The organism is Halobacillus sp. (assembly GCF_049282395.1).
Classification (GTDB): Bacteria; Bacillota; Bacilli; order Bacillales; family Halobacillaceae; genus Halobacillus.
The window spans coordinates 1-14,943 of the sequence record NZ_JBAPTY010000091.1 but is presented as its reverse complement, the minus strand read 5'-3'; the positions used below and the strand labels follow the sequence as shown (position 1 = coordinate 14,943).

Sequence of the window (14,943 nt, the reverse complement as noted above, 5' to 3'; positions counted from 1 at the left end):
CGATGTTGCCTTATCGTACAGAAGTGAGGGAAGTCTCACTAGACGCTAGGTGCTGGAGCTGGATAGCTCTCCTTGTCGTTTAGGTCATAATTGACGCTTGCCACTTCCCAAAGTGTAAGAGCGGGATGAACATGATCGTTGAGATCCCGCAGGGCTGTTTAGCAAGCTCAGCACCAGGGATGTTCGACTAAGCCCGCCACGTCCTGTGGCAACGTCGAACGACCCTGCGTCGTGCAGGGCTGGAAAGCGAAATCGTCCCCCGGAGGACCTTCCTCATAATCAATATCTCGAAACTGAGTCTTACAGTAACCGGCCCTATTGCGTAATAAGCATTATATGAAAAATCAACAAAACTTTAACAAAGCATTTTAATAAAAAGCTCACCAGTTCTTGGACGACTGGTGAGCTTTGCTGAAGCTATGCTTTTGTAATACCTAATCTTTGAATCAACGGTTTCAGGGTCAACCCCTGAACAATTAAGGAAAACAAGACTACTGAGAACGTAAATAGAAGTACTTCTTCCCTTCCATCGAAATCCTGCGGCAGACTCAGGGCCAGTGCAATCGACAAGCTTCCTCGCAGCCCTCCCCAATTTAAAAGGATTCTTTCTTTAGCATTTAGATCTTTAATCCATCCTGTACTAATATATAAAGCAATCGTTCTACCTACAAGCACAATGAGGATCGCTGAGATAATCAGTGCCCACTGCCCCGTAAAATCGATATTACGTATTTCGATTCCCACCATTAAGAAAATCAATGAGTTGGCAAGCAGGGTGATCACGTCCCAGAAGGTGTTGATATTCACCCTCGTCTCTTTAGACATGCCGATTTTCGCTCCGTAATCTCCGAACATAAATCCAGCCACTACTACCGCGATAACACCGGAAGTGTGAAAATGCTCAGCAATGAAATAACTTCCGAAAAACAACAGAGCGCTGAAGGCAATTTCAAGCGGGTAATCATCATAGATACGAATGATTTGGGAGAATATATATCCAAGAATCAACCCTATTAATGCGCCGCCTAAAGCAAATTGCAGAAACAGCAGTACACCGCTTCCTAAACCGGACCAACCCATTTCGATATAGGTGAGAAGGTAAATACTTGCAATCTTAAATAACACGACTGCTATCCCATCATTAAACAACGATTCGCCTTCCATCACAGTGGATAACTTCTCAGGAACACCTAATGATTTAAAAATCGATAATACACTAATTGGGTCGGTCGCACTCATTAAGGCAGCAAAGGTAAAAGCCACGGCAAGAGGAAGATCAAGCAGAAAGTAAGCCCCTCCGCCAATCACTAGCCAGGAAATAAACGTACCTATAAAGGCAAGCCCTATTACCGGCTTTTTTTGCTGATACAGGTGATGGAAAGGCAGTTTCAATGTAGCATCACCTAATAAGATTGGTAAAAATAAAGAAATGACCGTCGCTTGGAAAACATCCGATTGAGTTATGTAAAATTCGGCATCTTCAATGATCGGAAACTCCGTTAGACCTAAGACCAGCCCGACCAGCACCAGGGCAATAGAATAAGGTTCCTTCAGTAACTTGGCGATTCCGATAACAGTGACAGAAATAGCAAGTAAAATTAATATTTGAATAAAAGCGTCATGGAATTCGTGCATAGTGGCCCTCCTGATATATTTCTCTATAGTATTGTGTCACATTTTTCCTTTATTTACTATGAACCACTTTGAAGAGCACTGAAAATTCTCAGCTGTAACTTTCCCTGACGGGGTATTATAGTTAATTGACTGAAACCTCCTTCTACAAGCGCGGTGCAATAAATAGCGGTACGAGGATCTGAAAGCCATGGAATTAAGCTTTTGGTTTTCACAGGAAGATGTTACTTACAATTCTCGGAGCTCTAACGAATTTTGTGAGTTCATCTATAAATTTCCTCTATCCCTATAGTCTAAACATTTTATCTATCTTATTATGATCGTCTATCAGCAAATTTTTCTTAGGGAAATGTCCGGCTCATTACATAAAAAAAGTGCCGAGACACCCTCGGCACTTTACATCAACTTACATATTAATAACGGTTACTTTATCACGCACAACAGATTCAAGGCTTTCACGAATACCCTGCACGCCAAGACCGGAGCCCTTCACACCTAAGAATGGGAAATGGTCTGGGCCACGTTCTGTTTTAGCATTGAGCTGAACAGTTCCTACCTCCAGTTCCTGAGCAATCCCAATGGCTTTATCCATATCTGTAGAGAAGATACTTGCCTGCAGTCCATAGTCGGATTCGTTAGCCAGGCGAACCGCTTCTTCACTGTTAGAGACGCGGATAATCGGCAGGACAGGACCAAATGGTTCTTCCCAGGCAATCTTCATATCAGGGGTTACGTGATCGAGCAGGGTCGGATACAGCAGGTTCCCCTCACGCTTGTCGCCTGTAACGACTGTGGCGCCTTTTTCTTTAGCGTCATCGATAAGGCTTTGTACATAATCAGCGCTTTTATCATTAATCAAAGGTGTAACGGTGACATCATCTTCTGGCATACCTACAGAAAGACCTTCTACTTGATCGGTAATCTTTTGAACCAGTTCATCAGCTTTTTCGTTCTGAACAAGGACTCGTTTGATCGCTGTGCAGCGCTGGCCAGAATAGCTGTAGGCTCCTGCTACGATTTCTTTCGCGGCTTTGTCAAGATCCGCATCTTCAAGAACGATCGCAGGGTCTTTACCGCCTAGCTCAAGTACTAATGGTATCATGGAAGACAGATTAGCAATATGACGACCGGTAGCTGTACCACCTGTAAAGGTAATCATGTCTACTTCGGGATGCTGGACAAGGAAATCACCAATGACAGAGCCTCTTCCAGTTGCTACTGTAACTAGATCACTTGGCAGACCAGCATCAATCAGCGCCTCTATTAATTTAATTCCGCTGATGGCACCCTGAGTGGCAGGCTTAAAGATGACACTATTTCCCTGCATTAAGGCCGGAGCAATTTTAGATGCGGAAAGGTTAACAGGATAGTTGAAAGGGCCAATTGCCAGAATTGTACCTCGCGGTGTTTTCTCTGCAAGACCAATTTTATTAGGGTTTCCGCCCTTAAAACCGTCCCCGCGTTTTACACTTCCGTCTAATCGGAAGGCCTCTTCTACGGTATAGCGGATGTATTCAGCGGTACGGGACACTTCTGAAACAGCTGAGCTGCGTTTCTTAGCCACTTCGAGCATAATGGATTCGCCAATTTCATCCTTTCGCTCTTCAAGAATTTCTGCCCATTTTTTCAGAATTTCTCCGCGTTCCTGAATCGACTTCTCCGCCCAGTTGGATTGAGCGTCTGCCGTTTTTTGGATGGACGCCTCAAGCTCTTCTTGAGAAAGCGACGGCACCTGTCCAATCGTTTCTCCATTGTGAGGGGACGAAATCTCAACGCTTTTTCCAGATTCGCTTACATTCCATTCCCCATGAATTAATGTTTTTACGCTTTGTTCTGTTTTAGTTGTCATGATTGTACTCCTCCCAATAAGTCTCAAACGAACCCATCTTCCTATGAATAACCGTTTGAGCAGTTCTTATTATTACTCCTGGTTTTCCTTTGGAGTGAATATTGTTCTCGTGTTCTTACTTTTGCATGCAGCAGGATTTCAAGTTACCCAGCTCTACTTCTAAATATCTTAATATTCTGAAATTTCAGCATCCATATGGGAACGATTCCAACTACAAAGCCACTCTTTAAATCTTTAAACAAGTACATATCCTTTTCCTATTGCAAACTTTTCCAAGTTTATGCTTTAGAGCGATAATGTACGCGCTGTTTTTATTACTATAAGAGTTCTGACTTTTTTTATCAAGTGTTCAGACTCCTGATTTCAAGGGATTTATCAAGGAAGCGTTTTCATTAAGCGGGGTGAAAAAACGCGTAGAAAAGCCCAGGCTGTAGGGATGACTCCCTCTGAATGCCTGGGCTTTTTAAACCAATAATTTTTTTATAATTTTATTGTCTTAATTTAGGGTTTTCTTGTTTAGCCTGCTCTACTCGAGGTTTACGATATCCTCCAGCAATGTCTGCCTGTTTAAATTCTTTTGCATAGGCTACTTCCTGAGCATCTGAAAGTTTAAACCCACTTCCACCGATTGGTTGATACTGTGAATTACGTGCCATTTTGTACTCATCCTTTCTCTAGAAACTGGGTTACATTTAGAGAATACCCTGCTTCAAAAAGGAATAAACATACGTTTTATAATTTTACTGCAGTCTGGTAGTCTAAATAAAATTCCATTTGTTCACTTCTCTTGACTCTAAAAGATCCTCTGTATTTTCCCGATAAGTTTTATAATGAACTGTCTGAATATGGTTCTGGACAGCATCACTGTCTTTCCATACCTCGTATAGGAAAATAGTATTTGATTCGATGGATTGATGAAGGTCATATTGAATACACCCTTCTTCTTTCCTGGAAGCCTTTTTCACCTTTTCCAGTTCATCAAGTAACGCGTCTTTATGACCGTCCTTTGGTTTAAATACGGCAGTGATCGCTATTTTTGCCAAAAAAATCTCCTCCTTCCACGTTCACTAACTTTATCACGAGTCTTCTTCCTCTCACACGTATTTAAACTTAGGTTACGTGAGCAAACCATTTCGGTTTTTTCTTGTCGCGTGGTAAAACAATAGGAGTAATACAAAATAATCAACAAACAATAAAATGCAGAACAGGAGGCAGACAATCATGAGCTCGAAACAAGTATTAATGGTCGTAACCAATCATGGAAAAATTACCGATGATTACGAGACTGGTCTATGGCTGGAAGAATACGCCGTTCCTTATAATGCCTTCAAGGAGAAAGGCTATGAGGTTAAAGTAACCAGCATACAAGGTGGAGAAGTTCCTCTTGACCCAAACAGCATCCCAGAAGATGAAGTTCCGGAATGGCAAGAAGCTCAGGAAGAACTTAAAGATACCGCTAAGCTCTCTAAGGAAGACGCAGAGGGATTTGACGGAATTTTTCTCCCGGGCGGACATGGAACAATGTTTGATTTCCCTGATAATGATACGCTTCAATATGTATTACAGCAGCATGCAGAACAGGGCAATATTATAGGTTCGGTATGCCATGGACCAAGCGGACTGGTCAATGCCACTTATCAAGATCAGACGCCAATCGTTCAGGGTAAAGCCGTTGCTGCGTTTACAGATTCGGAAGAAAATGGCATGGAGCTCGATCTTTTTATGCCTTTCATGCTTGAAACAAAGCTCCGTGATCTAGGAGCCCATTTCTCTAAAGGTGAAGATTGGACTTCTCATGCCGTACGAGATGGTAATTTGATCACTGGTCAAAATCCAATGTCCAGCGAACGTGCCGCTGAATTGATGGTTGGAGCTCTAGAAGAAAAATAAAGCAGTCACAAAGTTTAGCTCTTCTCTTTATTAAGAGAAGAGCTTTTTTATAAGTACAACGATATTTTGATTAGGGTAATTCATCAGTTGAGACCCACTTTTTTGCCGGTTGCTAAGGAGTCAAAGTCAACTCCCGTCCTTCATATCCCTCTGACTTCGTAAGATGGTACTCCCCTTCCACCCAGTCTTTCAGTTGATCGTGGTACCATTCACTTCTAAAATGACCGGATTGGCCTGGTCCTACCAGGTGATAGGCTTCTTTCATATTCTCAAGGTCCAGAACAAAACGCCAGGAAGCCCCGTGATTAACCAGTCCTTTACTATTAAATCCAGCTGCCCTCACTGTGACCCGGCTGCCGCTCACCGGCAGAGGCTCTCCAGGGTTAAAGAACCGCTCCAACATTTGAATGTTCGACAAAGGATGAGTAAATTCAACAGCATGACCCGCTCCCCACGTCCACTCCTCTGGAGCTTCCCCGTGATCCTTAATTAATTCTGTCATTGTCTTTTGATAGGCAGCTGTAACCACCTCGGATACGCCACCATTTTTATCTATCCAAATTGATGATCCACCGTCCTGCACTTTGCGCAGTAATTCATCGGTGGTCTGTCCAGCTCCTTGAAATAAATCAAGCATTTCTTCCGGAATTGCCTCGTTGTATAATTCTTCCTGAATATTTGCCATCCATGAATGAAAAATAAGCGGCTGGGCGAGCTCCTTCTGGTCCTTATAGTTCCATCCCTGCATGAGTTTGAGTGCTTCCGTTTCGGTCTCAGAAAGACCTTCCTTTTTCGTAACCTCAAGTAAATAAGGGACAAACTCCTGAGCCTGTAAATTCTTCACGTCCATTTGCATATCCATCACTTTCTGTGAGGTTAACGGTTCCTTTTCTTCCAGCATCTCGATAATACGCTGATAACGATAAGGTTGAGCCCAGTTATGACTGATATGATATGGATAGTTATCGTCCGTAATCTTATTATTGGCTGTAGCTACATATCCTTTGTCAGGATTTACGGTTTTCGGCAGCTCATCAAAAGGAATATACCCCTGCCACAGGTCTTCCTCTTCCCAGCCTCTCATTGGCAGTAAAGCGTCATCGGCATTGTCATAGATAGGAATTCTCCCATTCGCTTTATAAGCAATCGTGCCATCTTCGGAAGCAAATACAAAGTTCTGAGCCGGAGCCAGGAATTTCTCGAGCCCTCTTTCGAACTCGTTCCAGTTTTCCGCTCGATTAATTTCCAGTATAGCTTCCAGCTCAGTGGTAGGGTCCAGAGCCGTCCACCTAAGAGATAAAACGACATCTTCCCCGCTTTGTTCAGCGAACTCACTAATCACCGGACCATGTCTTGTTTCCACAACTTCATAGTCCAGGGTTTCCTGATCTTTAACACGAATCGGCTCTTTGATCACTTCTGCTTGCTCCCATTCGTCTTCAAATAGAAATTGACTGGTATTTTCGGAGTTTCTTTTCTCTAAGTAAAGCTGCTGAACATCAGGACCGACATTGGTTACTCCCCAGGCGATTTGGTTGTTATGTCCTAAAATAATGCCTGGAATTCCTGCAAAAATCACTCCGGATACATCATAGTCGGGTGCATTTAACTGCATTTGATACCAAATTGACGGAGTAGCCAGACCAAGATGAGGATCATCAGCAAGTATCGGGGCCCCTGATTCGGTCATCTCCCCACTCACGACCCAGTTATTACTACCGTTGAACTCATGTGGAATCACAATATCTTTAAAACTGGCGGCTACATCCACTTTTTCAGTTTCATCCAGGACTTTTGAAGCTTCTTCCGGATAAGCAGGAAACAATTCCATAGCCTGTTCTTCTGAAAACTCATTGGTTACATAATAATTAAAAGCCTGACGTTCCCAGTGCCCGCCTAAATCAAAGGCCATGTATTTTCCTATCGTTAACGAATCCACTGGTTTCCATGGATCTGGAGAAAAACCCATTAATGCAAATTCAGGAGGCAGCCGGTTTCCTTCTTCAGCCTCTTCTATATATGCATTTACCCCTTCAGCAAAGGCCTCGAGGCTTTGAACGGCTTCATCAGAATAGGCAGAGAGTGATGCTTCGGCTGCTCTTCTTAACCCAAGCGTTCGAAAGTATTTATCCTGTTCGATGGTGGCTTCCCCGACCACTTCACTTAACGTTCCTGAGGCCTGCCTCCTGGCCAGTTCCATCTGAAACAAACGGTCCTGTGCCTGGATGTACCCTTGAGCTATAAATAAATCACGAGTCGAATCTGCTGTGATATGAGGTACACCCTGTTCATCACGAACCACTTCTACTGCACTGCTTAAGGATTCCAACTGAATTTCTCCACTTACTTCAGGTAAGCTGCGACTCGTGTAAACGCTTACAAAAATCACTAAACCTATGACGATTACAATTAAAATCATTCCCAGGATAAAGACGATCTTTTTCCATCTCTTTTTCGGCTTTGGTTCTGTATATGTACGTTTGGCCGTCTCCATGTGATCACTCCCCCTTGCCATTATATCTCAATTGGATAATTAAATGAATACAATTAAAAGGCCGGACAGGCTCCTGGATGATTAGACAACGTTCGTACCGGGTACATACTTCAGAGCATGAGATGCTATAATTTTGGAGGTGAACGGAAGTGGAAAAAACAAATATTCAAGGTACTTCCATCAATGCAAGCCGTCTCGGCTTAGGAACATGGGCGATCGGCGGCTGGATGTGGGGTGGAACGGATGAAAAACAATCCATAGATACCATCCATACAGCGCTTGATCATGGAATTAATCTTATTGATACCGCTCCAGTATACGGTTTTGGACGCTCCGAGGAAATTGTCGGAAAAGCTGTTCAGCAATACGACGGTGATCGAGAGGATATCATTCTGGCCACTAAAGTAGGTATGGACTGGAACGATGATTCCGTTTTTAGAAATGGCAGCAAAGAGCGAATTCATAAAGAAGTAGAAGATTCTTTACAGCGCCTGCAGACAGACTATATTGATGTTTATCAGGTCCACTGGCCTGACCCGATAACTCCGATTCACGAAACAGCAGAAGCGCTGCACTACCTTCATAAACAAGGAAAGATTAAAGCGATCGGTGTAAGTAACTTTTCACCAGAACAAATGGATATATTCAGGGAAGCAGCACCGATTCATACGCTGCAGCCACCATATAACTTATTTGAAAGAGATATTGAAAAGGATATTCTTCCTTATGTACAGGAACACAACATGACTACGATTTCTTACGGATCCCTCTGCCGCGGTCTTCTTTCAGGAAAAATGTCCTCTGACCGGGAGTTTGAAGGCGATGATTTGAGAAATGAAGATCCTAAGTTTCAGCAGCCAAGATTCAAGCAGTACTTAAACGCGGTTCAGGAGTTGGATCATCTCGCCCAGAACCGTTACGGTAAACGCGTCCTGCACCTCGCACTTCGCTGGGTGCTTGATCAGCCAGGTTCCGGAGTCGCTTTAATGGGCGGCCGTCGTCCGGATCAGCTGGACCCTGTTAAGGAAGTGGAAAACTTCAGTATTGATCAGGAAACAATGCAGGATATCGATGAAATCCTGCGCAAGCATATTAAAGATCCAGTAGGACCTGAATTTATGGCTCCACCTGACCGTCAGGAATTAGGGCTTAAATAAATTTCAAAAAAACCGAGCTTGCCTGCCAAGCTCGGTTTTTCTATGATGGTAGGGGAACCATTATCATACTTAATCGTATACAGGAATGTAAATGAAAGGAGGTCAATCCGTGGAAGTTCTAATATGGGCCATTATTATCGTATGTTTTTTAGCCAGCTTCGCAAGTATTATTTTTCCGATCATTCCCGGACCACTGGTCTTATGGATCGGATTCCTGGCTTATTTTTTCTTTCTTAATGGCGAAGAATTATCATGGTTTTTCTGGATCGGAGTCCTATTATTAACCATCTTACTCATTGTTTCTGACATTATTGCAAACAGCTACTTTGTAAAGCGATATGGAGGAAGTAAATGGGGAGAGCGCATGGCTGCAGTTGGCGTCATCGTTGGTTCATTTATTATCCCGCCGTTTGGAATCATCGTTCTGCCGTTCATTCTCGTTATCGTGACGGAACTAATTCAGAAAAGATCCAATGAAGAAGCATGGAAAGCTGCCATCGGATCTCTGTTTGGGTTTTTAAGCGGGACGGTAGCGAAAATCGTGATTCAACTCATCATGATTATTTGGTTTTTCCTTGAAATTTAACAAATATGTAAAAGTCCCGGATGGATACCATCCGGGACTTTTACATGAAACAAGACCTTACACACAAATCTTATTTATATTCCCTGCCTGTTCCAGAGGATCCAGAGGAATTTTAATCATGCTTTCTCGCTTCTAATTCTTCCGTTACTTGGACAACAGGCTCATCCCAGGGATGGTTAGGGTAAATACCATTTTCAATAATGTTTCTTAGCAGCTTTTCATCTCTTGGAATGGAAAATTCCACTCGAACCGAAGTGACTTTAGTCGTTTCTCCTATGTTCCCTTCTGTTGGTACGGAAGTTTCAGAGGGAACAAACTGCTCTACTCCATCATTTGAATGCCAGACCACATTTTTATAATGACCATATTCTAAGTCATCCATTTCCAATACCCCTTGAATAACCTTCTCCAGATATTCTGGTACGACGAACGTTCTGATTCTATAGATTGGCTTTAACTGCATATATAATCTCCTTCCCAGTGAACTTGATTACTATCTTACCACTTGTTTCGAATTCTTATTTCTTCCGTTCAAATGCGGGAATAGCTTCTTTCTAACCGGGTGCTTTTACGAACTGGAAAATGGATATTTTGTCACGATACTAGTCCTATAGGAACTCATCTGATCTTATTGGGAGATTTCGTTTAGTCTTTCCAGATTTTTCACGGATGGCGGGGAGCGAGTTGTTCCTTCGGTGGACTTTCAATTTCTGTCGATAAACCTTTAACGCTCTGCCGCTTTGTTTTAATGGATCCCGAATTTAGCTCGTTCAATGGTTAGAATAGGATAAAGAAACCCCCTGAACCTATTACGATTATACATCCAATGAAAACAGCTTTTATGATTCTACTTTCTTTCGATTCCGGGAGAAGGATTCGTTCGAAATACCTTATGATGCTTCCCATGCAGAGAATACTAACCACGATTAAAAAATTCCCTACATAGTCATCTACTAATAAAAATTTTATCGAAGCAAGCAACAACATTAAAATGACGCCATAACCAATACTCAAATAGAAAAGCTCTGTTTTCTTTTTTTCTTTCAAACACTTTCTCCTCCTTACCATTCAGATAGGATTTCCCACTTTTAATCTGAAAGTATAGATAGACTTGTAGTTGTTAACCATAGAAGATCTAATTATCCTGTGGAAATGTTTATATTCTCCAGTTTATAAGACATGAAACCTATTGTTTAATCTCACAATAGACCCAGAGTAAGTTCCATAAAATAACTACATTTTAATTTGAATTCATAACAAAACAGCCCTCTCCTGGATGCATGAAGGAGAGGGCTGATTTATTTGTTATTTATTTAGTTACGTCCCATACCTTTTAGGAAATTCATGAGCATGGTAATGCTGCGATTGATTTCAGGGTCTTTCAGCGCTTTAGCTAAATCCAGGACGGATGTTTTTTCCTTAGATGAGGCAGCAGCGTTCATCTCCTCCATACCCTGGTTAAGCTTAGAGGTCACGTCCCTTACTGTCTTCAGGTCCAGATCGCCGAGCAGATAGACGATTTCTGGAATATTCTCCAGAATACCCGTGTACATATCACGGTTGATTTCCTCTACAATGTTAGCGAGTATTTCTTTTCGTTTGTAGGTGAAAGCCGTAGCAGCATCCAGCGTCTCACTTTCCTCAAGAGCTTTTAAAAGATCAATTCCCTTTAAAATGGCTGTTTTATTATCGGCAATGGCCGCTTTTACTTCTTCAAAATCTTTCTCAATTTGTTCCTCGCGGCTGGCTTCATACTTTTTAATGCTAGTAATTGGTTTCGCCATTATCGCTTCACCTGACTTCCAGGAAATTCGTAATCGTCACGCTTCCATTTTTCCTCAACTTTAACACTGATTTGAGGGACAGGATTACCACGTCTATGATTGTTATCAGGAATTGGTGATTTACCTTTTTTCTTAAGCACTTTCATTTTCACCGCAATTTCTTTATAAGCAGGTGTATCTGTGTCCTTATCGACCCGGTTATCTGTGAGGAAGTTTACCGCGGACTTCCCTGTTCCGTTCATCGGCACGAACAGCTCTTTCCCTTTCACACGATCCGTAACGGTTACAGTTCCAGTCGCTTCACCTGATTCAGAGATCAGCTTAACCCGGGCTCCTTCTTCAATGCCCCGTTCTTTCGCCAGCTCCTCTGAAACCTCTACGAAGGAATCTGGTGTCTTCCTGGATATACCTGCGGAACGGTACGTCATATTCCCTTCATGGAAATGCTCCAGTAAACGTCCATTATTTACGTGTAAATCATATTCTTCTGTTGTGTCATACATTAATTCAAAATCTAATGGATAAAGGCGAGCTTTCCCATCCTCGAATGGAAAACGATCAACAAAGAGTAATGGCTCGTCTGTTCCATCTTTCGCTACCGGCCATTGTAGAGAATTATAGCCTTCGAGACGATCGTATGTTACACCGGCAAATAAAGGAGCCAGACTTGCCGCTTCGTCCATGATTTCAGAAGGATGCTTGTAATTCCAGTCGAAACCGGCTTCTTTTGCGATATCCTGAAGGATCTTCCAGTCAGGCTTTGTTCCTTGAAGCGGTTCAAAAGATTGATACAATCGTTGAATTCTTCTTTCCGTGTTCGTAAAGGTTCCTTCCTTCTCCAAACTTGGAGCCGCTGGAAATACAACATCTGCGTATTCCGCTGTTCTTGTAAGGAACAGATCCTGCACGATAAAGAAATCAAGTTTTTCAAAAGCTGCGGTTACATAGTTAATGTTAGCATCCACGATTCCAGTATCTTCTCCGATTACATACATCATGGAAAGATTTCCATCGTGAATCGCTTCAATCATTTCGTGGTTGTCCATGCCTTTTTCTCTAGGCAGATCCACGCCCCATGCCTCTTCGTAACGTTTTCTTACTTCTTCATCCGTTACGCTTTCGTATCCTGGGAACTGGTCAGGCTGGCTTCCAAAGTCACTGCAGCCCTGTACGTTGTTGTGACCGCGGAGTGGATAAGCTCCTGTACCTGGTTTTCCGTAATTTCCTGTGATCAGAAGCAGATTGGAAATAGCTGTACTTGTATCACTTCCGAGCATATGCTGTGTTACACCCATCGCCCAGCAGACGGCGACTGATTTAGCTTCAACAATCTCTTTAGCAAGGTCTTTTAAATCCTCTTCTGAGAAGCCAGTCATATTGGCTGCATACTCTAAAGTGAACGGTTCCAGACTTTCTCTATAATCCTCAAAACCATTTACCCAGTCGTTCAAGAAGTTTTGATCTTCCCAGCCCTGGTCCAGAATGTACTTTGTTACGGCAGAAATCCATACAAGATCGGTACCGGATTTAGGACTGAAGAAACGATCCGCGCGTTTAGCCATCTCGTGTTTCCGCAGGTCAAATACGAAAAGTTTTTGACCAAACAGCTTTTGGGAACGCTTGATTCTTGAAGCTAGTACGGGGTGAGACTCTGCGGTATTTGAACCAATGGTCATCACTAGCTCAGCTTTAGCTAAATCATCAATAGACCCAGAATCTCCTCCATAGCCAACGGTACGGAATAGACCTTTGGTGGCAGGTGCCTGACAGTAACGGGAGCAGTTATCCACGTTATTGGTTCCAATGACCTGACGGGAAATCTTCTGCATCAAGTAAGACTCTTCATTGGTCGCTTTAGAAGAAGAAATGAACCCTAGATGATCGGCTCCTTTTTCAGCTTTAATTTCATTCATACGGCGAACCGCATAAGCAATTGCTTCTTCCCACTCTACTTCTTCAAAGGTATCTCCGCGGCGGATCAGCGGTTTTTGCAGACGATCATCTGAGTTCACATAATCCCAGCCAAATTTCCCTTTGACACAGGTGGAAATGCCGTTTGCCGGGGACTCAGGATGAGGTTCTACCTTCAGAATTTCGCGGTCTTTTGTCCATACATCAAAAGAGCAGCCAACTCCGCAGTAGGTGCAAACGGTTTTCGTTTTATCGATACGCTCTTCACGCATGGCCGCTTCTGAATCCGATACGGCAAATAAAGGCCCGTACCCCGTTTCCACTTTTTTCGTTAAGTCGATCATCGATTTTAAAATACCTGGCTGCTGATCGGTTAAGAAGCCGGCTTCTTTTTCCATTCCTACTTCCATCATGGCATTACATGGACAGACGGTAGAGCATTGGCCGCAGTTTACACAGGAAGACTGGTCAATCGGCACATCGTTATCCCAGATAACTCTAGGCTCCTGGCGTTCCCAGTCAATGGTCAGCGTTTCGTTTACCTGAACGTCCTGACAGACTTCTACACAGCGTCCGCAAAGAATGCACTGATCCGGATCATATCGGTAAAAAGACCCGGAGTCATCACGGTTATAAGATGTCGGCTGAAACGGACGGGACTGGTGATCAAGCCCGAAGTCCGCCATAGTATTATGAATCTCGCAATCTCCATTATTATAATCACAAACGGTGCAATAAAGTTCGTGCTTTTCAAGCACCCGATCAAGCGCCTCTTTCTGTGCTTTATGTACATGAGGCAGTTTCGTCTGGACCCGCATTCCTGCTTCCACTTTCATTCCGCAGGCGCGCTGAATTTCCCCATTAACCTGAACCATACATGTATCACATGTCTGGATCGGCCCAAGGGATTCGTTGTAGCATATTTGAGGTACATCCTCATCTGTTGTGTTAATTAAATCTAATAAATTCTGTCCCGGATCAGCTAAATATTCCGTGCCATTAATGGTCACGACGGTATGGTCTCTGTCGTTCAATTGAATTCCTCCCTGTTCGATGTGACGGTATCGTCCTTTTCTTTTAACTCAATACGCTCCGGATGAGTATAAACATTCATCCTCCCGCCGCGTATAAATCCGACAGCGGTTATGTTTAAATCTTCAGCAAGCTGCAGGGCTAAATCCGTAGGAGCCGATTTAGACAACAGGCACCCGATCCCCATTTTCGAAACCTTCAAGAGTACTTCTGAAGAAATGCGGCCGCTGAAAATAATGACGTGATTTTTTTTGCGGCCTCCGTTTTTAATGACGTGACCGTAAAGCTTATCCAGAGCATTATGTCTTCCTATATCTGAAAACTGGATTTCTATTTCTCCGTCTGAAGCTATGGCCGCCTGGTGGACACCGCCCGTGCGCTGAAAGGTATGGGCGTTTTCATGAAACGATTCCATCAGCTGCATACAGCATTCTGGAGATAAAGAAAATTGGTTCATCACGGTTCGGGCTGTTTTCGCATCATTTTGAAAATAAAATGCCCGGCTTTTCCCACAGCAGGAACCTATCCAGCGTTTTTGTTCGCTTTCTCCCACTGGAACGGGACGAGAAGTTTCCACATAAGCAAATCCTCGTTCTTCATCTATAGAC

General features: G+C 43.1%; 13 protein-coding genes. 3 read left to right on the top strand and 10 right to left on the bottom strand.

What is annotated here, in order from left to right; all coding sequences use genetic code 11:
* Positions 1-417: 417 nt before the first annotated feature.
* From WAM07_RS04535 to WAM07_RS04520, 4 genes are all read right to left on the bottom strand, one after another.
* Positions 418-1,635 carry a cation:proton antiporter gene (locus WAM07_RS04535; RefSeq protein WP_422165150.1) on the bottom strand — a complete coding sequence of 406 codons (1,218 nt, stop codon included), beginning with the start codon at positions 1,633-1,635 and terminating at the stop codon, positions 418-420.
* A 403-nt stretch (positions 1,636-2,038) separates the two neighbouring features.
* Positions 2,039-3,481 (bottom strand): NADP-dependent glyceraldehyde-3-phosphate dehydrogenase, encoded by a 1,443-nt coding sequence (locus WAM07_RS04530; protein WP_422165148.1) that lies wholly within the window; start codon positions 3,479-3,481, stop codon positions 2,039-2,041.
* 488 nt (positions 3,482-3,969) lie between these two features.
* Entirely contained in the window at positions 3,970-4,137 is a 168-nt protein-coding gene (locus WAM07_RS04525; protein ID WP_422165146.1) for a YfhE family protein, read from the bottom strand.
* 102 nt (positions 4,138-4,239) lie between these two features.
* Positions 4,240-4,524: a putative quinol monooxygenase gene (locus tag WAM07_RS04520; RefSeq protein ID WP_422165144.1), complete on the bottom strand. Its 285-nt coding sequence runs from the start codon at positions 4,522-4,524 to the stop codon at positions 4,240-4,242.
* A 178-nt stretch (positions 4,525-4,702) separates the two neighbouring features.
* On the opposite strand from WAM07_RS04520, the gene WAM07_RS04515 reads away from it, so the two are divergent.
* Positions 4,703-5,371 carry a type 1 glutamine amidotransferase domain-containing protein gene (locus tag WAM07_RS04515; protein ID WP_422165142.1) on the top strand — a complete coding sequence of 223 codons (669 nt, stop codon included), beginning with the start codon at positions 4,703-4,705 and terminating at the stop codon, positions 5,369-5,371.
* 112 nt (positions 5,372-5,483) lie between these two features.
* On the opposite strand, the gene WAM07_RS04510 is transcribed toward WAM07_RS04515, so the two are convergent.
* Positions 5,484-7,865 carry a penicillin acylase family protein gene (locus WAM07_RS04510; RefSeq protein ID WP_422165140.1) on the bottom strand — a complete coding sequence of 794 codons (2,382 nt, stop codon included), beginning with the start codon at positions 7,863-7,865 and terminating at the stop codon, positions 5,484-5,486.
* Positions 7,866-8,014: 149 nt separating this feature from the next.
* Here WAM07_RS04510 and WAM07_RS04505 point away from each other — a divergent pair, with 149 nt between their 5' ends.
* Positions 8,015-9,022 (top strand): aldo/keto reductase, encoded by a 1,008-nt coding sequence (locus WAM07_RS04505; protein WP_422165139.1) that lies wholly within the window; start codon positions 8,015-8,017, stop codon positions 9,020-9,022.
* 109 nt (positions 9,023-9,131) lie between these two features.
* Positions 9,132-9,608: a DUF456 domain-containing protein gene (locus WAM07_RS04500; protein ID WP_422165137.1), complete on the top strand. Its 477-nt coding sequence runs from the start codon at positions 9,132-9,134 to the stop codon at positions 9,606-9,608.
* A 112-nt stretch (positions 9,609-9,720) separates the two neighbouring features.
* Here WAM07_RS04500 and WAM07_RS04495 read toward each other — a convergent pair whose 3' ends face one another.
* The 5 genes from WAM07_RS04495 to fdhD form a co-directional block, all read right to left on the bottom strand.
* Positions 9,721-10,071 carry a hypothetical protein gene (locus tag WAM07_RS04495; RefSeq protein ID WP_422165136.1) on the bottom strand — a complete coding sequence of 117 codons (351 nt, stop codon included), beginning with the start codon at positions 10,069-10,071 and terminating at the stop codon, positions 9,721-9,723.
* A 314-nt stretch (positions 10,072-10,385) separates the two neighbouring features.
* On the bottom strand, positions 10,386-10,655 hold the full coding sequence (locus tag WAM07_RS04490; RefSeq protein WP_422165134.1) for a hypothetical protein: 270 nt from the start codon (positions 10,653-10,655) through the stop codon (positions 10,386-10,388).
* Between the two features lie 266 nt (positions 10,656-10,921).
* Positions 10,922-11,392: a DUF1641 domain-containing protein gene (locus WAM07_RS04485; RefSeq protein ID WP_422165132.1), complete on the bottom strand. Its 471-nt coding sequence runs from the start codon at positions 11,390-11,392 to the stop codon at positions 10,922-10,924.
* The gene (gene fdhF / locus WAM07_RS04480) at positions 11,392-14,337 is read right to left on the bottom strand and encodes a formate dehydrogenase subunit alpha (RefSeq protein ID WP_422165131.1); all 2,946 of its coding nucleotides are present in this window, start codon (positions 14,335-14,337) and stop codon (positions 11,392-11,394) included. The genes WAM07_RS04485 and fdhF overlap by 1 nt, the downstream gene beginning before the upstream one ends.
* On the bottom strand, positions 14,334-14,943 hold a 610-nt coding region (gene fdhD / locus WAM07_RS04475), incomplete at its 5' end, for a formate dehydrogenase accessory sulfurtransferase FdhD (protein ID WP_422165129.1). The genes fdhF and fdhD, both read right to left, overlap by 4 nt.

What these genes read in the sequence shown, in the direction of transcription:
- WAM07_RS04535 (WP_422165150.1), bottom strand. Translation starts at nt 1,635, where the DNA reads ATGCACGAATTCCATGACGCTTTTATTCAAATATTAATTTTACTTGCT.
- WAM07_RS04530 (WP_422165148.1), bottom strand. Translation starts at nt 3,481, where the DNA reads ATGACAACTAAAACAGAACAAAGCGTAAAAACATTAATTCATGGGGAA.
- WAM07_RS04525 (WP_422165146.1), bottom strand. Translation starts at nt 4,137, where the DNA reads ATGGCACGTAATTCACAGTATCAACCAATCGGTGGAAGTGGGTTTAAA.
- WAM07_RS04515 (WP_422165142.1), top strand. Translation starts at nt 4,703, where the DNA reads ATGAGCTCGAAACAAGTATTAATGGTCGTAACCAATCATGGAAAAATT.
- WAM07_RS04510 (WP_422165140.1), bottom strand. Translation starts at nt 7,865, where the DNA reads ATGGAGACGGCCAAACGTACATATACAGAACCAAAGCCGAAAAAGAGA.
- WAM07_RS04495 (WP_422165136.1), bottom strand. Translation starts at nt 10,071, where the DNA reads ATGCAGTTAAAGCCAATCTATAGAATCAGAACGTTCGTCGTACCAGAA.
- WAM07_RS04485 (WP_422165132.1), bottom strand. Translation starts at nt 11,392, where the DNA reads ATGGCGAAACCAATTACTAGCATTAAAAAGTATGAAGCCAGCCGCGAG.